Source organism: Terrabacter sp. P5_B1 (genome assembly GCF_056400505.1).
Map to the genome: position 1 here is coordinate 1 of NZ_JBFULD010000042.1, position 17,787 is coordinate 17,787.

The following is a 17,787-nucleotide window of genomic DNA, read 5'->3' on the forward strand; positions in this document are numbered from 1 at the left end:
CCCGACGGACGGGCGCGTGCGGGAATGGGCACTCGACGGTCGAGTGCTCAACTCTCGAGGGCTGTCTGGCGCTGTATCGGCGCAGCGCTAGAGAGGCACATACGCCGCCATCGAGCCGCCGTCAGCGGTTGCGCCGAGCGATCGCGGTCGAGAGGGCGGTGGCGAAACCGCACCACGCGGCATACGGCGACAGGACGATTCCGGCGCCCTTGCTGACCGTCCCCGCGCGTCGGGCCAGGTCGGCAGAGCTCGCGGTGAGCAGGGCGGCCTCGACGGCGGCCACCCATGGCTTGCGGACGCGCCAGAAGAGGACGCTCCACGCCGCGTTGAGGGCGAGGTTGGTGCCGAACGCCTTGAGGTAGGCGTTGCGACCCTCGGTGTCGCCCGCCTTGTCGTACGCGTTGAGCGCCGTCGCAGACGTGGCCGCGATGTCGGCGTAGAGGGCCGTCCACACGACCGGGAAGGCGAGCGTCGGGGGCTGCCAGTCGGGAAGCTCGAGCGAGCGGTACCACGCGGAGTTCGGTTGCGTGGCAAGCGAACCGAGGGTGGCACTGGCCACCGTGGCGGCGCTGGTCAGCGCGAGGTTGCGCGTCGCGGTGTCGGGCTTCACGGTGCGCATGGCCGACCGGACAGCCGTGTCGAAGTCGGTGAAGCCGCCGGGTACGTCGACGAGTCCCTGCAGGTCGTTCTCCTTGGCGACGACCTCGTGCACGAGGCTGCCGACGAGCGGCTTGGCCAGCCCCGCAGAGATCGGGGTGACGAGCCCCACCCAGTGGCTCGCGAGGCGCGGTGTCAGCACGGGCACGGTCACGACGAGCGGCCGGCGGCGACCCGTGGCGTCGGAGAACCGCCCGATCATCTCGCGGTAGGTGAGCACCTCGGGCCCGCCGATGTCGAAGGTGCGGTTGACCTCGGGCGGGAGGCTGCCGGCGCCCACGAGCAGCGTGACGACGTCGTCGATCGCGATCGGCTGGATCTTGTTGTCGAGCCACTTCGGGGCGACCATCGCGGGCAGCCGCGTCGTCAGGTAGCGCAGCATGTCGAAGGACGCCGACCCGTCGCCGAGCACGACGGCGGCCTGGAGCACCGCGGTCGGCACGCCCGATTCGAGCAGGATGCGGCCGACCTCGACGCGTGAGGCCAGGTGCGGTGAGAGGACCTCGTCGGCCGGGTGCAGGCCGCCGAGGTAGACGATGCGCGAGACGCCGGCCGACTCGGCCGCCTCGGAGAAGTGCGTCGCGGCCTCGCGGTCGCGCTCCTGGAAGTCGGGCTGGTCGTCCATCGAGTGCACGAGGTACCACGCGGCATCGACATCCTCGAGCGCCCGACGCATGTCGCCGGCGGAACCTACGTCGCCCTCGGCCACCTCGACGCGGTCGACCCACGGCTTGCCGTCCATGGAGGCGCGGCGCCGGGTCAGCACGCGGACGGTCCAGCCCTCGTCGAGCAGCCGGGGTACCACCTGGCCGCCGACATAGCCGGAGGCTCCGGTCACGAGGGCCCTGCGGGATGGGGTCATGGGATCACCTGGTCAGCTCGAGGGCGGGTGGGAGGAGCAGGAGCATCCCGGTCGACCATGTCACGTGCGTGATGATCGGCCCGAGGATGCCGCCCGTGACGCGTCGCTGCAGCGCGGTGACGAGGCCGATGATGGCGGCCGCGAGCACGAGGAGCGGGATCCCGCTGCCGACGGTCGTCAGGGCGTAGAGCACGGTCGTGATGGCGACCGCGTGGGACGGGAGGGCGGCATACAGCGCGCCGCGGAAGTAGAGCTCCTCGACGATGCCGTTGACCATGGTGATGACGAGGACGACCGGCAGCGACCCGAAACGTGCGTGGTCGAGCAGCTGGTCGACGGGCTCACGCAGGAACGGGACGTGCGCGACGACGAGGGCGCCGACGAGGAAGACGAGGAGCAGCAGGGTGCCGAGCGCGAGGGACTGCACGACGGGTCGGGACTCGTGCTCGCCCGAGCGGGTGTGGCCGCGGCCGTAGTGCAGCGGTCCGGACGCGATCGCGCCGATGCCCCACACGGCCGCCAGGGCGATCGAGGCGGTGTAGAAGAGCGGGTCACCGGCCGGGACGCGCAGGGCCCACGCGAGGGCGGCCGAACCGACGACCAGCGTGACGGCAACGACGACGCGACGCCGCGTCCGCGCCTCGGGTGGGTCGACGTGCTGCCCGCGCACCGGCTCGAGCAGGGCGGCATCGAGGAAGGCGCGCAGCTCGGCGACGGGTCCTCTCACGTGCTCTCCTCCTCCGGTCTGATCGTCTCAGCCTCGCACTCGGTGTCAGGCTCAGCGTCGGGCGCGCTCGTAGCGGGCCAGGGTCTCCTTGCGCTCGTCGTCGTGGTCGACGATCGGCTGGGGATACTTCCCGTCGTACCCGTTGTCGTGCTTCCACGGCTCGTGCGCCGCGGCGCCCGGCAGGTGCCGCAGCTCGGGCACCCAGCGGCGCACGTACTCGCCGTCGGGGTCGAACTTCTTCCCCTGGGTCACCGGATTGAAGACCCGGAAGTAGGGCGAGGCGTCGGTGCCGGTGCCCGCGACCCACTGCCAGCCGTGGTTGTTGGAGGCGATGTCGCCGTCGACGAGGTGGTCGAGGAAGTGCCGGGCCCCGACCGGCCACCACACGTGGAGATCCTTGGTGAGGAAGCTCGCCGTGATCATCCGGACCCGGTTGTGCATCCAGCCCTCCTCGAGGAGCTGGCGCATCCCGGCGTCGACGATCGGGTAGCCGGTGCGGCCCACGCGCCACGCGTCGACGAGCCGGTCGGTCTCGGAGCCCGAGTCGTAGGGCAGCTGGGCGAGCTCGCCCCGCAGGTCGTGCCAGGCCGAGTCGGGCTGGTGCCACAGCACGTCGGCGTAGAACTCGCGCCAGATCAGCTCCGCGACGTAGGTATTAGCCGCCTGCGACCGCCCGGCCGAGTGCGCCGCGATGTCCGCCAGGATCGTGCGCGGGTGGATCTCGCCGTACTTCAACGGCGCCGACAGCCGCGAGGTCGTGTCGAGGTCGGGTCGGTCGCGTTCCTTGTCGTATGCCGTGAGCCCGTCGTGGAGGAACCTCTCCCACCGCTTCAGCGCGGCGGCCTCGCCGGCCTCGAGCTCCGAGGTCTTCGCGCTCCGCGGGAGGGCGTCGCTGCGCACGTCCTCACGCAGCCACGGGATGCGCTGGGGGCGCTCGGCAGGTGCGGGGCACCCGTGCTGGTGCCATGCCTTGGCGAACGGTGTGAAGACCTTGTAGGGCGAGCCGGACTGGTTGACGATGCGACCAGGTCCCACGGCATACGGCGTGCCGGTGGCGACGAGCTCGCGTCCGTCGTCGGCGAGGGCCTTCTCGACGGCCTCGTCGCGGCGCCGGCCGTAGGGCGTCGTCTCGCGCGAGACGTGCACCTGCTGGGCGCCGACCTCCTGCGCGAGCTTCGGGATGACGTCGACGGGGTTGCCGCGCCGGATGACCWGGGCGCCCCGGATGTCCTTCGACAGCGACGCGACCGAAGCGAGCAACCGCCGGGTGCGCGGGGTGTCGTTCTCGAGCAGCCGGGGGTCGAGGACGAAGACGGGCAGCACGTGGGAGGCGGAGTCGATGGCCGCGAGCAGCGCAGGGTGGTCGTTCAGGCGCAGGTCGCGCCGGAACCACAGGATCGACGTCGTCGCCGCTGTCATCAAGCGGCCGCCGCAGCGGCGCCCTCCCGTTCGAACCGGACCTGCGCGACGTCGAGGTAGCCCGTCGCGAAGCCCGCCTCGCAGTACGCGAGGTAGAACTCCCACTTGCGGCGGAACGTCTCGTCGAAGCCCAACGAATGGACCTCGGGCCAGCGGGCGAGGAAGGTCTGCCGCCAGCGCCTCAGGGTCTCGGCGTAGTCGGCGCCGAAGGCCTCGACCGCCGTCATGCGCAGGCTCGTGGCGGCGTCGGTCGTCTCGCTCATCGCCTGGAGGCTCGGGATGAGGCCGCCGGGGAAGATGTGCTTCTGGATCCAGCCGTAGGAGTGCTTCGTGGCCAGGAGCCGCTCGTGCGACATGAGGATCGCCTGGACCGCCGCGACGCCGCCCGGCGCGAGCCGCTCGTCGATGGTGCGGAAGTACGTCTCCCAGTACTCCTCGCCGACGGCCTCGATCATCTCGACGCTGACGACGGCGTCGTAGACGCCCTCGACCTCGCGGTAGTCCTGGATCCGGATGTCGACGGTGTCGGCGAAGCCGGCGTCGGCCACCCGMCGACGCGCCAGCGCCGCCTGCTCCTTGGACAGCGTGACGCTCGTGACGGTCGCGCCACGGCGGGCCGCCTCGAGGGCCAGCGTGCCCCAGCCGGTGCCGATCTCGAGGACGCGGCTGTCCTGGCCGACCTTGGCCATGTCGAGGATTGCGTGCACCTTGCGCAGCTGGGCCTCCTCGAAGGACTGCGTGCGCAGCGGCTGGTCCTCGTCGAAGATCGCCGAGCTGTAGCTCATCGTCTCGTCGAGGAAGGTGGCGAAGAGGTCGTTGGACAGGTCGTAGTGGGCCTCGATGTTGCGGCGCGAGCCGAGCAGCGAGTTGTTCTGGATGCTCGGGATGCGGCGGTCGACGAAGCCGCGCAGCCGCAGCCAGCCCTCGGGCACGGCCGTCGTCATGCGCTCGGCGAACGGCATGAGCAGCTCTGCGAGGTCGGTGCCCTCGGCGGCCTTCCAGTCGCCGGCCATGTAGGCCTCGCCGATGCCGATCTTGGGGTGGTGCGCGAGCCGCTCGAAGAGCGCCGTAGGTCGCACGATCTCGAGCCCGGGACGGTCGGCGCGGGGCCTGCCGCCGCCGTCACCACCGAGCAGCGTGCCGTCCGGCATGACGACGTCGACAGGCACCCGCTTGGCGACCTGGGCGAGGATGCTGCGGGCCAGACGGGCGCGAACGCACAGCACGCGCAGGGTCGGTCGGCGCAGGCACAGCGGCGACGCCATGGTCGGGGACGCGGCGGCGGACTGGGCGGTCATCGGACGGCCTCCTTGGGGTGGCGGGGGCGGGGCATGACGGGCAGGCGGCGCAACCACAGTCGGATGCCGTGTGCCCGGATGAGGGTGGTCACCCTCTGGGTGACGAGACCGTGACGTCGGACGAGACGGAGCAGTGCACGGGTCGTGGCCGGCTCGGGGGTGCCCCGGGTGACCGCGGTCATGATGCGCTCGCCCTCGCGGTCGAGTCCCACCGTCACGGCGACGGCCTCGGGCTCGAGGACGAGGCGGACGGCATACTCCCCGCTGGTGTCGTTGAACGGCGAGACGTAGAACGCCTTGTCGACGGTCGCCGTGCCGTCGTCTCCGACGTCGAGCAGGTAGGCGTGGCGCTCGCCGTACGTGTTGTGCACCTCGAAGACGACGGCGAGCAACGAGTTGTCGGGTCGCAGGCACCAGAAGACCGACAGCGGGTCGAAGGTGTGTCCGAGCACGCGCGCGTTGGCGAGCATGAGGACCCGGTCGGCGGCGGCCAGCGTCACACCGCGAGCCGCGAGGAACCGCTCGACGTCACCCCGGATGCCCCCGCCGAGCTGCCCGCCGTCGAGGTGGTCCCGGACGTCGAAGCGGGCGAGGAGCCCTGTCGGCCAGGGCAGTCGGGGGAGTGCGTCGATGTCCACGAGCCACTGGTAGTGGCCGTAGGTGAAGCTGTGGTGCAGCGGCGTGCGACGCGAGTGCGCCACGGTGCCGTCGACGAGCGCGGGCACCTGCGGCGGCGTCAGGACGACGGTCACCAGCGCACCCCGAAGGACTCGGCGGCTTCCACGCCGGAGCGGCACCCGTCCTCGTGAAAACCCCACCCGAGGTGCGCGCCGGCGAAGGCCAGGCGGTCGCCGCCGCCCGCGCGCAGCCGGGCTGCGGCCTCGACGGCCTCGCGGGTGAAGATGGGGTGCGCGTAGGACATCCGCGCCGTCACGAGCGACTCGTCGACGGCGCCGGCGGGGTTGAGCGTCACGACGTGGTCGTCGGCGTCGGTGATGCCGTGCAGGCGGTTCATCCAGTAGCTGACGGTGACGTCGGGCGCGGGAGCATCGCACGCCTGCATGCGGTAGTTCCACGAGGCCTTGGCCTGGCGCGGTTTCGGCAGGACCGACGAGTCGCGGTGCAGCCAGGTCTCGTTGCGGGAGTAGCGGATCGCGGACAGGTCACGCTTCTCGTCGGGGGTTGCATCGGCGAGCAGGTCGAGTGCCTGGTCGGCGTGCGTGGCGACGACGGCACGGTCGAAGGTCGTCGCGCGTCCGTCACGCACGAGCACGTCGACACCGTCGGCGTGCCTCGTCACCGCAGTCACCGGGCTCTCCTTGCGCACGTCGGGCAGTCGCGCGACGAGCCGGTCGACGTAGGTGGCCGACCCGCCGGTGACGGTGCGCCAGGTCGGCGAGCCCGTCACCGTCAGCATGCCGTGGTGGTCGAGGAACCGGAAGAGGTGGCGGGCCGGGTAGGACGACGCGTCGAGGTCGCCGCACGACCACACGCAGGCCACGAGCGGGATGGCGAAATGGTGCACGAAGTAGTCGGAGAAGCCCTGTGCCACAAGGAACTCGCCCCACGTCGGGTCCTGCGACTCGTCAGCGAGCAGGGCGTGGGCCGACTGGTGGAAGCGCGGGACGTCCTTGAGCATGCGGATGAACCGCGGGTCGGCCAGGCGCCGCTTCTGGGCGAACATGCCCTTGGGACCGCGCCCCCCGGCATACGACAGACCGCAGCTGTCGCACGTGATGCTCATGCTCATCTCGGTCGGCTGCGTCGGCACGTCGAGCTCACGAAACAGGCGCAGCAGGTGCGGGTAGGTCTTCTCGTTGTGGACGATGAAGCCGCTGTCGATGCGCAGGCTTGCGTCGCGCCCGCGGACGTCGTGGGTGTGCGCGTGGCCGCCGAGCCGCGTGTCGCTCTCGAAGAGGGTGACGTCATGGGTGGCGCTCAGGACGTGGGCAGCGGTCAGGCCGGAGACTCCCGCGCCGATGACGGCCGCGGTCGGTCGGGCCGCGCCGGATCCAGCGGGTGTGTCGGTTCGGTTCGGTCGAGTCACCGAGGCCTCCTGGCTGATGTGGTCCCGGGTGGTTCGGCGCGGAGCTCCGACCGGATTGCGGGGACGGACAGGGTGCGGTGGGGCGCGTTGTCCATCCTTCGTCCACACCGTAGAGTGGCTGTTCAAGGTCTGTCAAAGGTTGGAGAAGGTATGGAGATCGAGCGCAGCGTCACCGTGGGCCAGCCCGTCGACCGAGTCTTCGCCTACCTCAGCGACTTCACGAACACGACCGAATGGGACCCCGGCACCGTGCGCACCGAGCGGGTCGCCGGGGACGGGGGCGTGGGCACGCGCTACCACAACGTGTCGAAGTTCCTCGGCCGTCAGACGGAGCTCGACTACCTCGTCGTCGAGCACGTGCCCGGCGAGAGGTTCGCGCTGCGCGGCGAGAACGCGACCGTGGTCGCCAAGGACTCCATGACCTTCGTGCGCACCATGACCGGCACGGGTGAGGGCGCGAGCGAGGGCACGACCGTCACCTACCGCGCCGACTTCGAGTTCAAGGGCGTGGCCAGGCTCGTCGCCCCGCTGCTCGCGCCGGCCTTCAAGAAGCTCGGTGACGAGGCCGAGCAGGGCATGCGGGACGCCCTGGGCAGGTTGGGGTAGCCGATGTACACCATCAAGCGCGCGGCGGAGCTGACCGGGATCAGCGTCGCCACCCTCCGCGCCTGGGAGCGCCGCTACGGGGTCGTCAGCCCGCAGCGCTCCGACGGCGGCTACCGCCTCTACGGCCCCGAGGACGTCCGCGCCCTCGCGATCATGAACTCCCTCGTCAACGAGGGGTGGTCCGCCCGCGAGGCCGCCGCCGAGACGACCCGCCGACTCTCGAGCCGCGACGCGGCCGGTCGGGATGTCCCGACCGGACGGGGTGACCGTGAGAGCCGCGCCGGTCGAGTCGCGCCGCTGCGACCCGGCGGTCGCTACCAGTCCGAGGACGCCGAGGCGTTCATCCGTGCGGCCGAGCGTCTCGACTCCGCGTCGGCGACGGCAGTCCTCGACTCCCGCTTCGCCCTCGGCACCTTCGAGCACGTCGTCGACGACTGGCTCATGCCGACCCTCGCGCTCGTGGGTGACGCCTGGGCGCACGGCCGGCTCACCGTGGCCGGCGAGCACCTCGTGTCGTATGCCGTCCAGCGGCGCCTCGCGGCCGCCTACGAGGTGGCCGCGGGTCGCGTCGACGGCCCGACCCTGCTCATCGGACTCCCGCCCGGCGCCCGCCACGAGCTCGGGCTGCTCGCGTTCGCCGTGGCGGCCCGCCGCGCCGGCTTCGCGACGGTCTACGTCGGCGCGGACCTGCCGGTCGAGGACTGGCTGCGCGCGATCGAGGCCCGGCGCGCCGCCGGCATGGTCATGGCCGTGCCGCGCGACATCGACATCGCCACGGCCCAGGAGATCGTCGACACGGTGAGCCGCACCCACCCCGAGGTCGTCATCGGGCTCGGCGGCAGCCAGCAGAACGAGATCAACGGCACCTGCGTGCACCTCGGCCACTCGATCACCGTCGCGGTCGGGGAGATGATGCGGCGGCTGCGCGTCCCCGCCTGAGCGCACACTCACGTCTGCGCGAAACCCGCCCTCACGGCATACGCAGGCGCGTACGTTCGTCGCGTGACCGCGGGTCCGCAGCAGCAGGCACGGTGGGAGCGGATGCTCCCCGGGGTCGCGGTGCTGCGCCGCTACGACCGGGTGTGGCTGCGCGGTGACGTGCTCGGCGGCATCACGGTCTCCGCCTACCTCGTGCCGCAGGTCCTCGCGTACGCCGAGGTGGCCGGGCTGCCTGCCGTCACCGGCCTGTGGGCGGTCGGTCCGGGTCTGCTCGTCTACGCGCTGCTCGGCTCGTCCCGCCAGCTCTCGGTCGGTCCCGAGTCGACGACGGCGCTCATGACAGCCGCCGGAATCGGGGCGCTCGCCACGGCCGCGGGTGGCATGGCGCTGCGCCAGGAGACGGCCGCCCTGCTCGCGGTCGTCGTGGGGCTCATGTGCCTCGTCGGTTTCCTCCTGCGGCTCGGCTTCCTCTCCGACCTGCTCTCGAAGCCGGTCCTCGTCGGCTACATGGCGGGCATCGCGGCGCTCATGGTGGTCAGCCAGATCGGCAAGGTCTTCGGCATCACGGTGGGGGGCGAGTCGTTCGTCCAGGAGGTGAGGTACGTCCTGACCCACCTCGGCGACACGCACCTGCCGACGCTCGTCCTGTCGCTCGGCGTCCTCGCCGTCCTTCTCGCCTTCCAGCGCTTCGCGCCGACCTGGCCCGGCCCCCTCATCGCGATGCTGGGCGCCACCGTCATCGTCTCGTTCTTCGACCTCGTCGACCGCGCGGGTGTCCACGTCGTCGGTCCGGTGCCGGTCGGCCTGCCGGCCCTGACGGTGCCCGACATCGGCAGCGTGGACCTGTGGGCGCTGCTGCCCGCGGCGCTCGGCATCGCCGTCGTCGGCTACTCCGACAACGTCCTGACGGGCCGTGCCTTCGGTGCCCGGCACCGCGAGTCGATCGACAGCGACCAGGAGTTCCTCGCGCTCGGCACCGCCAACGTCGCGACCGGCCTCTTCCAGGGCTTCCCGATCAGCTCGAGCGGCAGCCGCACGGTGATCGCCGACACGATGGGCTCCCGAACGCAGCTGCACTCGCTCGTCTCCCTCGTCCTCGTCGTCGCGACCCTGCTCTGGCTGGGTCCCGTCATCGCGGCCTTCCCGACCGCGGCCCTCGGCGCCGTCGTCGTCTTCGCCGCGATCCGGCTCGTCGACGTCGCGGAGCTGCGGCGGATCGCAGCCTTCCGGCGCAGCGAGCTGGTGCTGGCGCTCGCGACGACGGCCGCGGTGCTGCTCTTCGGCGTGCTCCCGGGCATCGGGGCGGCCATCGCGCTGTCGGTGCTCGACCTGCTGCGACGCATCGTCCACCCGCACGACGGGGTCCTCGGCTACGTCCCGGACGTCGCCGGCATGCACGACATCGACGACCACCCCGATGCCCAGCAGGTGCCCGGCCTCGTCGTCTACCGCTACGACTCGCCGCTCTTCTTCGCCAACTCCGACGACTTCACCAAGCGCGCCCTCGGGGTCGTCGACCAGGTGTCGACCCGCGAGCGCGTCGAGTGGTTCCTGCTCAATGCCGAGGCGAACACGGAGGTGGACCTGACCGCCGTCGACGCGCTCGAGCTGCTGCGCGGCACGCTCGACGGGCGCGGCATCGTCTTCGCGATGGCCCGCGTGAAGCAGGACCTGCGTGAGTCGCTCGAGGCCGGCGGCTTCGTCGAGAAGGTCGGGGCCGACCTCATCTTCCCGACCCTTCCGACGGCCGTCGCCGCGTATGCCGCGTGGTACGAGCGCGCCCACGGCTCCGTTCCCCCCGGGCTGCGCATCCCTCCCGTGCCGGAGCAGCCCGGCCCGGAGGCCTAGCCGTCCGACGGCAGGATCTGCTCCCGGGCGAGGACCGGGTCGGCGCGCAGCGCCTGGACGAGCTCCTGCCAGATGCTCCCCGTGGTGGTGCCGGCGAGCACCGGCCCGGCAGCGTCGTCCTCGAGGCGGAGCGCCCCTGCCGGCGTGTCGAGCCAGACGACCTGCTGGGTCGACGTGCTGCCGCTGTGGTGGTGTGCCACGTCGACGCCGCACGAGCGCCACGAGCCGGTTCGCAGACATGCGGCGACGGCGGGCCAGGTGGCTGCGGCCGCGGCCAGGTCCGCCGCGGCGTCGCTCCGCCGCGACCCGCTTCTGAGAGCGTCAAGGGCGCCACCGTCCACCTGCCCACCCCGGCCGTCGAGCCGGGGGCGTGGCTGCAGGTGGGTGAGGTACGCGATGGTGGCGGGCAGGAACGCCGCCTCGATCTCGAGGAGGTCGGCAACCTCGTCGCCGTGGTCGACGACGAGCGCGCTGACGCGGTGGACCCAGCCCTGGTGCAACCGGGTCGAGCTCGGAGTGCCCACCTCGACCTCCAGGCGGGCGGACGGACGAGCCACGGCATCGAGACGCGCACGCAGAGCCGGGTGGAGTCGTCCGTCGACGAAAACCCCTGCGCGCGAGAGGGATTCATGCCGACCGGCGCTGAGCCCGTTCCGCTCGTCGACATGGAGGTCGACGAGGGCGAGCATGGTCGCGACATCGGCGTGGAGGCGGCCGGTGGACGTGTCGAAGTGCGGTGCCTGCGGTCGACCCGCAGCCATGGTCCAGCTGTTCGTCTGCATGCGGCCTGAACCCGTCCCCCCGGGAAATCCCCTTGACGAGCCCATCCCCGTGCTGGGCTCGCTGCCCATCATGGGGCACGTCCCCCGAATCGTGGCGCGTTTTGCGTCGAGTCCGAGCCGGGCCGAGTGGGCCTGCGATCGGTGTGGCCGACGGTCAGACGGTCAGCTGCCAGAAGTCACGGCTCGGCGCGGACGTCGAGCCCCACCTCGACCGTGTCACCCTCCCGGACGTCCTCGGCGCGGCGGACGGCGTCCTTGAGCGGCACGACGTAGCTGCCGCCCTTCGGCCAGAGCGAGGTGGTCCACCTCGTGCCGCCGAGGCGGGCGGTGACCGGGATCATGCCCCAGCCGTAGCTGACGTGGGCGACGTCGTGCAGGGCCTGCGCCTCGTCGTCTGGCACGGTGACGAAGTAGTAGGGCGCGGGCCCCCGCCACTCCCAGACCTCGCCGCTGAACTCCAGCTCCATGTCGTCAGGATGGCACTGGTGCGAGCCGGATCGGTGCCGACGGGGATCGCGGTTCCTGTGCCTGCGCTCAGAACTGCAGGCCACGCATGTCGTGCTCGACGACGTCCACGTCACCGCACCGCTTGCAGGTCAGAACCGTCCGGCCGTGCAGCTTCATGCGGCTGTAGCGGTGGCCGAGGATGAGGCACTTGAGGTTTCGCTTGGCCATGCCTCGAGTGTCCTCCGGCTCTGCGCCTCGCGGAGCGGATCCCCGCCTGACCTCCCGTCACCTGCCGCTCAGGTGCTGGACCTGGCGCTCGGGGTGTCCTCGACACCTCCCGTCGATGCGTCTCCGGGCTCTGCGTCGGGGAGGACCGGCTGGTCGGTGGGGTAGAGACCGACGGCGAGGCCGTAGACCTTGTCGCCCGATCGAGGGAGTGCGCTGAACTCGCGCACGAGGCCCTCGACCCGGCGCCAGAACTCCGACGCACTCTCGCGGGGGATCCGCACGTGGCGCAACGTCGAGTAGAGGGTGTCGGCCTCGTGGGCGGGCACGGACTCGGCGGCCGCGACGGACAGCGCGTTGACGCATACGGGCGTCGTCTCGTCGCCGGGCCGGCGCGCGATGCCGATCATGATGGTGCGTCCCGTGCGCCCGTAGTAGCGCTCGTCGATGGCCCGGACCCTGCGAGTGCGCACGACGCGGAGCATGCCGGCGTCGACGAGCACGGCGACGTGGTGGGCCACCGTGCTCTTGGGGCGGCCGGCGGCCGCTGCCAGCTCGGCGACGGTCGCGGCTCGTTCGAGCACGAGGTCGAGGATCGAGGAGCGCAGAGGGTCGGCGATGGCGCGCAGCTGAGCAGGCCTCGTCAGCTCCACCGTGTCGGGGAGCTCGTAGTCGGGTAGCTGCGGACTATTGATCGACATTGTTGGATCAGTCTAGGTTGTTGGATCAACAGCGCGGGAACCTTCGAGCACAGGAGCAAGCATGGCCGACGTCCTCCTCCTCCACCACGCCCAGGGACAGACCCCGGGCTTCCTCGCCTTCGCCGACGCCCTGCGCGCGGCTGGGCACACGGTCCACGCGCCGGACCTCTACGCCGGCCAGAGCTTCGCCACGCTCGACGAGGGCATGGCCCACGCGCGGTCGATCGGCTTCGGCACCCTGCTCGAGCAGGGCGTCGCTGCGGCCGAGGGGCTGCCCCAGGGGACGGTGTACGCCGGCTTCTCCCTCGGCGTCATGGCGGCCCAGTGCCTCGCGCAGACCCGTCCCGGAGCCGGCGGCGCCGTCCTGCTCGACTCGGCGATCCCGTTGGGCGAGTTCGCCCCCGGGTGGCCGGAAGGCGTTCCCGTGCAGATCCACGGCGGCGAGGCCGACGAGTTCTTCATGGACGAAGGCGATGTCGAAGCGGCCCGGGCCGTCGTGGCGGCCGCCGAGGACGGCGAGCTCTTCACCTACCCCGGCTGCGGCCACCTCTTCGCCGACGCCAGTGCGACGGCCCACGACGCGGAGGCGGCTGCGCTCGTGCAGCAGCGCGTGCTCGACTTCCTCGCGAGGGTCTGACCCGGCGTCCGGTCCTCAGTCGGCTCGTTCGTCGTCGGGCCGTCGGTCGGGGACCAGGGAGTAGTAGACCTCGTCGGACCTGGTGCCGTCGGGGTTGGGCAGTCGAGCACTGAGCTGCCCCTCCATCCGGAAGCCGGCCCTGGCGGCCGCCTTGCCCGAAGCGACGTTGCCCACCTTGTGCCCCAGCTCGAGTCGCGCGAGGCCCGCCACCTCGAACGCCCAGGCCGAGACGAGCCGCAGCGCCCGGGTGGTGAACCCGCGTCCACGGAAGGCCGGCAGCACGCCGTAGCCGACGAGGCCGGTCCCCGGTGGCCCCATTCGCAGGACGCCGATGACGCCGGCACCCTCGCCGGAGGCGACGTCGACCATGACGAACCGGGCCGCGCGACCTCGACGCCATTCCAGAGCCGCACGTGCCGACTGGCGACGGGCGTCGTCGTCGGTCAGTCGCCGCCCCTCGAAGTCCCAGCGCAGCGACTCCTCGTCGTTGTGCTCGTCGCGCACGACCTTCCAGTCGCCGGCAGTGACGGGACGCAGGGTGATGACGCCGTCCGTCAACGCGTCAGTCGCGGGGAAGGCTGGTGGCCCGGACCTTGTCGGGGCGCCCTCCGGCCGGCGCAGCAGGTAGGAGTCCGTGACCCACCCGTGGCGCTCGCGCCCGGCAGCACGCAGGCGGAGCACCTCGTCGATGACGTCGGCAAGCCTCCCGTGCACGAGCAGCTCGTCGGGCGTGCCGAGGTAGGCGCCCCAGTACAGCTCGAGGTCAGGGAAGGCGTCCGCGAGCGCGGCGCACGAGAGGTGGCCGTCCAGCGGGACGACGACGTCACCGAGGGACGGGTCGTACTCGTCGACGAGGCGACGCCCGGTCGTGAGGTGCAGAGGCACGTCGGCGCGGCCCATCGGGATGTGGTGGCGCGCGGCGAGCAGCTGCGGTGCACTGATCCCGGCGATGACGTCGTGGTCGACGGCGACCCCGCCCGCGGCATACCGCTCGACGAGCGCGTCGACGAGCCGGATCGTGGACTCGTCGTACCCCGGGTCACCCCACACGAGGAAGCCGACCGTCGTCTCACCGAGGGCCAGTCCGTCGACGACGCGGGCGCAGGAGTCCACGATCCCGCGGTCGTATGCCGTGTCGTCGCGTCCGGCGTCCGGCTCTCCTTGTGTGTCGGGGACCTGCACGACGCGGTAGGCACGGTCTGCAGGGATGAGGGCGGCGCAGACCTCTTGCCGTGCCGCGACGAGGTCGGCGGGCACGTCACCCGGATCGGGGACGAGGAAGACGTCGACCGTGGCGAGGGCCCGGACTGCCTCCCCGGTCACCTGTCCGGGACCACCGGCACCGACCCCGATGACGCGGATCCGCTCGATCATGTCGCCCCACCTCTGGGAACGCGCGTCAGGGAGAGGAGCGCATCGATGTCGACGTGCTCCTCGAGGGCGTCGGCGAGGGTGTCGAGCATTCGTTCGCGCCGTTCCGCGAAGCGTGGCGCGCCAGCGGCGGGCCGCCACCGGGAACCGGCAGCACGTGCAACCTCGGCCAGCCACGCCCGGCGGAAGTCGTCGCTCTCGAAGGCGCCGTGCCACATCGTCCCCCAGACGGAGCCGACCTTCCAACCGTCGAGGAAACGTTGCACCGCAAGCGACTCCGGGTCGTCGTCAGTGCTGTGCGCCGTGCGCCGGGCGATGCCGTGGTGGATCTCGTAGGCGCTGTCGACCAGGTGACCTGACCACGAGCCGACCGGCCGCGCGAGCACCTTGCTCTCCTGAAACTCGACGCGCACGGGCAGGTGGCTCAAGCCCGGCACGACGCCCACCCGTCCCTCGACGTCGTCCTCGATCTCGTGCGCGAGCATCTGGTAGCCACCGCAGACGCCGAGGACCGGACGAGCGGTCGCCACCCGGCGAGCGACGACGTCGGCGAGGCCATGTTCGCGCAGCCATGCGAGATCGCTTGCAGTCGAACGTGATCCGGGAAGCACGAGGAGGTCGGCGGACTCGGCGACAGCCGGATCGATGGTCACCAGGACGTCGACGCCCGGCTCGACGGCCAGCGCATCGACGTCGGTCGCGTTCGAGATGCGCGGTAGTCGGATGACCGCCACCTTGAGCCGCTCGCGCGACGACGCGGACCAGGCGGTGGAGGCACGCCAGTGGCCGACCTCGAGCGTGTCCTCACTGTCGAGCCACACGTCGAGCAGCCATGGGATGACACCGTGGAACGGGACCCCGGTGCGCTCCGTGATCGCCTCCAGCCCCGGTTCGAGCACCGATGCGTCGCCTCGGAACTTGTTGATGACAAAGGACTTCAGCAACACCCGGTCGTCCTCGTCGAGCAGCGCCCACGTGCCGTAGAGGGAGGCGAGGATGCCGCCGCGGTCGATGTCACCGACGACCACGACCGGCAGTCCGAACTCGCGGGCAAGGCCCATGTTGACGTAGTCACCCGCGCGGAGGTTAATCTCCGCCGGGGAGCCGGCGCCTTCACACACGACGAGCTCGTAGGAGTCTGCGAGCTCGCGGTAGGCGGCGAAGGCGGCCTGGGCCAGGTGGGCGCGCCCGGCGGCATACTCTCCCGCCTCGAGGGTGCCCGCTGGCTCGCCACGCACGACGACGAACGCCCGGCGGTCGGTGCCCGGCTTGAGCAGGACGGGGTTCATGGCCGTCGTGGGCTCGAGCCGAGCCGCCTGCGCCTGGAGGTAYTGCGCACGGCCGATCTCGCCGCCGTCGAGGCAGACCATCGAGTTGTTCGACATGTTCTGCGCCTTGAAGGGTGCGACCTTCACCCCGCGCCGAGCGAGAGCCCGGCACAGTCCCGCCACGACGACGGACTTGCCGGCGTCGGACGACGTGCCGGCGACGAGGAGGCCGGACGGGGCCGAGCGGGACGGCGGAACCATCTGGCCATCCTGCCCGACCCGGCGCGACCTCGGCCTCTTCGTGCTGCACCCCGAGYACGACTGGGCGGGCTCGGGGTGCAGCGGTTGGAGGGTCAGCTCACTCCGGGTCGCCGTCGGCGAGCAGGCGGTAGAGCTTGCGCCGGGTCTCCGTGAGGATCTCCGCCGCTTCGGCCCGCTGCTGCGACGTGCCGGTCGTGACGACCTGCCACATGCCGCCCATGACCTGACCGACGAGGGGCATGAGGTCGCCCGCACCGCCCGTGGGCCGGGGCGCCTCCTCGTCGGACTGCTCCTCGAAGGGCCGCCAGGTCGCAGCCATCTCGTCGGCGTTCTCCTCGACGTAGGCGCGGCCCGCGTCGGTGAGGCGCAGCAGTCGCCGGCCGTCGACGTCTCGGCCCTCGACGAGGCCCTCGTCCTCGAGCTGCTGGACGGTGGGGTAGACCGAGCCCGGGCTCGGCTTCCACGCGCCTCCGGTGCGCTCGGAGATCTGCTGGATCAGCTGGTAGCCGTTCATCTCGTCGCCCGCCAGGACGTCGAGGATGGCGGCGCGGACGTCCCCGCGACGCGCACGGGGTCCGCGGCGACCGCCGAACTCCGGCCCGACGCTGGGGCCCCCGAAGTGGCGGACGAGGTCGGCCACCCATGGGGGAGGGCCGGGGCGGCCGCGCCCACCGGGTCCCCCGGGGCCGCCCCACGGGCCGCGGCCGGGTCCGAAGCCGGGGCCGTTGCCCTGACCTCCCCAACCGCCTCCCCAGCCGCCGTCCCAGCCGGATTCTCGTCGAGTGTGTCGGTGTCCGTGCATGGTTGTGCTCCTTTCCGAACGCGACTCACGAACAGTCGCGATAGGTCGACGATATATCGCGACCGTCTCGTGTGCAAGGGGGTCTGGATCGGGTAAGGGTCGCCTGACAGGGAGCCCGAACCGACGGGGATGACGACGTATCGGACCGTCTAGGCCACGCACTAGATGACCCGACCTGACGGAATCGCCGGACACGTGCCGTGGGAAAAGTGACACTCCATTGAGGTAACTCACAGGTTTCGTTACGGTTCGTCGACCGCGCTTTCGCGGCGCGCTCGTGAGGAGGACGTGACGTGGCGAGCACACAGGGGGACGGTTCGGTGGCCAAAGCCGGTGGCGGTGGCGCCCGAGCCGAGACGATCGCGAGGAGATCCACGATGAGCAACGTCCCGGCGGCGCCGCTGGGCGACAAGCGCACGGTACGCATCCAGTGGGCGCCGGCTGCGGCGCCCCGGATCCGCAAGGAGCTGGTCGAGGACCTCCTGGCCCGCGAGGTGGTGCCACAGGTGATCGACGAGGCCGAGATCGTCGTCAGCGAGCTCGTCGCCAACGCCATCCGCCACGCCAGGCCGCTGTCCGACGGTGCGATCCGCATCCACTGGAAGGTCAAGAACAACGTCGTCGAGGTCGAGGTCTCTGACGGCGGCGGCCCGACCGTCCCTCGTCCTGCGCCGCCCACGACGTGGGCGCCCGGCGGCCGCGGCCTGCGCATCGTCCGGTCCCTGGCCCACGAGTGGGGTGTCATCGAGGATCCCCACGGGCGCACGGTGTGGGCCTCGCTCGGCGGGCCCTCCCGCCGCCGCTCGCACTGACCGGCGCGCTGGGACCCCGCCGCAGTGTCCCTGCCCGACCCGGCCCTCGTCGTGCTGGTCGGCGCGTCGGGCTCCGGC

18 protein-coding genes are annotated in these 17,787 nt (G+C 71.6%); 5 read left to right on the top strand and 13 right to left on the bottom strand.

What is annotated here, in order from left to right; translation table 11 throughout:
- Nucleotides 1-121 precede the first annotated feature (121 nt).
- From AC1DP0_RS05195 to AC1DP0_RS05220, 6 genes are read right to left on the bottom strand one after another with little or no spacing between them, the layout of a single operon-like run.
- Entirely contained in the window at nt 122-1,519 is a 1,398-nt protein-coding gene (locus AC1DP0_RS05195; RefSeq protein WP_478082798.1) for a tryptophan-rich sensory protein, read from the bottom strand.
- Between the two features lie 4 nt (nt 1,520-1,523).
- A complete protein-coding gene (locus tag AC1DP0_RS05200) occupies nt 1,524-2,246 on the bottom strand; it encodes a CPBP family intramembrane glutamic endopeptidase (RefSeq protein ID WP_478082799.1) in 723 nt (240 codons plus the stop codon).
- 51 nt (nt 2,247-2,297) lie between these two features.
- A complete protein-coding gene (locus tag AC1DP0_RS05205) occupies nt 2,298-3,665 on the bottom strand; it encodes a cryptochrome/photolyase family protein (protein ID WP_478082800.1) in 1,368 nt (455 codons plus the stop codon).
- On the bottom strand, nt 3,665-4,963 hold the full coding sequence (locus AC1DP0_RS05210) for a class I SAM-dependent methyltransferase (protein WP_478082801.1): 1,299 nt from the start codon (nt 4,961-4,963) through the stop codon (nt 3,665-3,667). The genes AC1DP0_RS05205 and AC1DP0_RS05210 overlap by 1 nt, the downstream gene beginning before the upstream one ends.
- Complete coding sequence (locus AC1DP0_RS05215; protein WP_478082802.1) at nt 4,960-5,715, bottom strand: DUF1365 domain-containing protein; 756 nt, start codon at nt 5,713-5,715, stop codon at nt 4,960-4,962. Before AC1DP0_RS05215 ends, AC1DP0_RS05210 begins: the two co-directional genes overlap by 4 nt.
- A complete protein-coding gene (locus tag AC1DP0_RS05220) occupies nt 5,712-7,010 on the bottom strand; it encodes an NAD(P)/FAD-dependent oxidoreductase (RefSeq protein WP_478082803.1) in 1,299 nt (432 codons plus the stop codon). Before AC1DP0_RS05220 ends, AC1DP0_RS05215 begins: the two co-directional genes overlap by 4 nt.
- Before the next feature lie 150 nt (nt 7,011-7,160).
- Between AC1DP0_RS05220 and AC1DP0_RS05225 the strand changes: the two genes are divergently transcribed.
- The 3 genes from AC1DP0_RS05225 (at nt 7,161) to AC1DP0_RS05235 (ending at nt 10,403) form a co-directional block, all read left to right on the top strand.
- Nucleotides 7,161-7,616 (top strand): SRPBCC family protein, encoded by a 456-nt coding sequence (locus tag AC1DP0_RS05225; RefSeq protein WP_478082804.1) that lies wholly within the window; start codon nt 7,161-7,163, stop codon nt 7,614-7,616.
- 3 nt (nt 7,617-7,619) lie between these two features.
- The gene (locus AC1DP0_RS05230; RefSeq protein ID WP_478082805.1) at nt 7,620-8,555 is read left to right on the top strand and encodes a MerR family transcriptional regulator; all 936 of its coding nucleotides are present in this window, start codon (nt 7,620-7,622) and stop codon (nt 8,553-8,555) included.
- Between the two features lie 63 nt (nt 8,556-8,618).
- On the top strand, nt 8,619-10,403 hold the full coding sequence (locus tag AC1DP0_RS05235) for a SulP family inorganic anion transporter (protein WP_478082806.1): 1,785 nt from the start codon (nt 8,619-8,621) through the stop codon (nt 10,401-10,403).
- Here AC1DP0_RS05235 and AC1DP0_RS05240 read toward each other — a convergent pair.
- The 4 genes from AC1DP0_RS05240 to AC1DP0_RS05255 form a co-directional block, all read right to left on the bottom strand.
- Nucleotides 10,400-11,185, bottom strand: a complete 786-nt coding sequence (locus tag AC1DP0_RS05240) for an ESX secretion-associated protein EspG (protein WP_478082807.1) — start codon at nt 11,183-11,185, stop codon at nt 10,400-10,402. The genes AC1DP0_RS05235 and AC1DP0_RS05240 overlap by 4 nt on opposite strands.
- Before the next feature lie 176 nt (nt 11,186-11,361).
- A complete protein-coding gene (locus AC1DP0_RS05245) occupies nt 11,362-11,652 on the bottom strand; it encodes a DUF1905 domain-containing protein (protein ID WP_478082808.1) in 291 nt (96 codons plus the stop codon).
- Nucleotides 11,653-11,719: 67 nt separating this feature from the next.
- Nucleotides 11,720-11,860, bottom strand: coding sequence for a hypothetical protein (locus AC1DP0_RS05250; protein WP_478082809.1), 141 nt, complete (start codon nt 11,858-11,860; stop codon nt 11,720-11,722).
- Nucleotides 11,861-11,928: 68 nt separating this feature from the next.
- The gene (locus tag AC1DP0_RS05255; RefSeq protein WP_478082810.1) at nt 11,929-12,558 is read right to left on the bottom strand and encodes a helix-turn-helix domain-containing protein; all 630 of its coding nucleotides are present in this window, start codon (nt 12,556-12,558) and stop codon (nt 11,929-11,931) included.
- A 61-nt stretch (nt 12,559-12,619) separates the two neighbouring features.
- On the opposite strand from AC1DP0_RS05255, the gene AC1DP0_RS05260 reads away from it, so the two are divergent.
- Nucleotides 12,620-13,195, top strand: coding sequence for a dienelactone hydrolase family protein (locus AC1DP0_RS05260; protein ID WP_478082811.1), 576 nt, complete (start codon nt 12,620-12,622; stop codon nt 13,193-13,195).
- 15 nt (nt 13,196-13,210) lie between these two features.
- On the opposite strand, the gene cobF is transcribed toward AC1DP0_RS05260, so the two are convergent.
- The 3 genes from cobF to AC1DP0_RS05275 form a co-directional block, all read right to left on the bottom strand.
- The gene (cobF, locus tag AC1DP0_RS05265; protein ID WP_478082812.1) at nt 13,211-14,569 is read right to left on the bottom strand and encodes a precorrin-6A synthase (deacetylating); all 1,359 of its coding nucleotides are present in this window, start codon (nt 14,567-14,569) and stop codon (nt 13,211-13,213) included.
- Nucleotides 14,566-16,095 (bottom strand): cobyric acid synthase, encoded by a 1,530-nt coding sequence (locus AC1DP0_RS05270; protein WP_478082813.1) that lies wholly within the window; start codon nt 16,093-16,095, stop codon nt 14,566-14,568. The genes cobF and AC1DP0_RS05270 overlap by 4 nt, the downstream gene beginning before the upstream one ends.
- A gap of 97 nt (nt 16,096-16,192) precedes the next feature.
- The gene (locus tag AC1DP0_RS05275) at nt 16,193-16,897 is read right to left on the bottom strand and encodes a PadR family transcriptional regulator (RefSeq protein WP_478082814.1); all 705 of its coding nucleotides are present in this window, start codon (nt 16,895-16,897) and stop codon (nt 16,193-16,195) included.
- 377 nt (nt 16,898-17,274) lie between these two features.
- Here AC1DP0_RS05275 and AC1DP0_RS05280 point away from each other — a divergent pair, with 377 nt between their 5' ends.
- The gene (locus AC1DP0_RS05280) at nt 17,275-17,709 is read left to right on the top strand and encodes an ATP-binding protein (RefSeq protein ID WP_478082815.1); all 435 of its coding nucleotides are present in this window, start codon (nt 17,275-17,277) and stop codon (nt 17,707-17,709) included.
- The last annotated feature ends 78 nt before the right edge of the window (nt 17,710-17,787 follow it).

Coding starts and splice junctions, on each gene's coding strand:
- AC1DP0_RS05260 (WP_478082811.1), top strand. CDS start 12,620: ATGGCCGACGTCCTCCTCCTCCACCACGCCCAGGGACAGACCCCGGGC.
- AC1DP0_RS05255 (WP_478082810.1), bottom strand. CDS start 12,558: ATGTCGATCAATAGTCCGCAGCTACCCGACTACGAGCTCCCCGACACG.
- AC1DP0_RS05280 (WP_478082815.1), top strand. CDS start 17,275: ATGAGCAACGTCCCGGCGGCGCCGCTGGGCGACAAGCGCACGGTACGC.
- AC1DP0_RS05230 (WP_478082805.1), top strand. CDS start 7,620: ATGTACACCATCAAGCGCGCGGCGGAGCTGACCGGGATCAGCGTCGCC.
- AC1DP0_RS05195 (WP_478082798.1), bottom strand. CDS start 1,519: ATGACCCCATCCCGCAGGGCCCTCGTGACCGGAGCCTCCGGCTATGTC.
- AC1DP0_RS05225 (WP_478082804.1), top strand. CDS start 7,161: ATGGAGATCGAGCGCAGCGTCACCGTGGGCCAGCCCGTCGACCGAGTC.
- cobF (WP_478082812.1), bottom strand. CDS start 14,569: ATGATCGAGCGGATCCGCGTCATCGGGGTCGGTGCCGGTGGTCCCGGA.
- AC1DP0_RS05250 (WP_478082809.1), bottom strand. CDS start 11,860: ATGGCCAAGCGAAACCTCAAGTGCCTCATCCTCGGCCACCGCTACAGC.
- AC1DP0_RS05275 (WP_478082814.1), bottom strand. CDS start 16,897: ATGCACGGACACCGACACACTCGACGAGAATCCGGCTGGGACGGCGGC.
- AC1DP0_RS05245 (WP_478082808.1), bottom strand. CDS start 11,652: ATGGAGCTGGAGTTCAGCGGCGAGGTCTGGGAGTGGCGGGGGCCCGCG.
- AC1DP0_RS05240 (WP_478082807.1), bottom strand. CDS start 11,185: ATGCAGACGAACAGCTGGACCATGGCTGCGGGTCGACCGCAGGCACCG.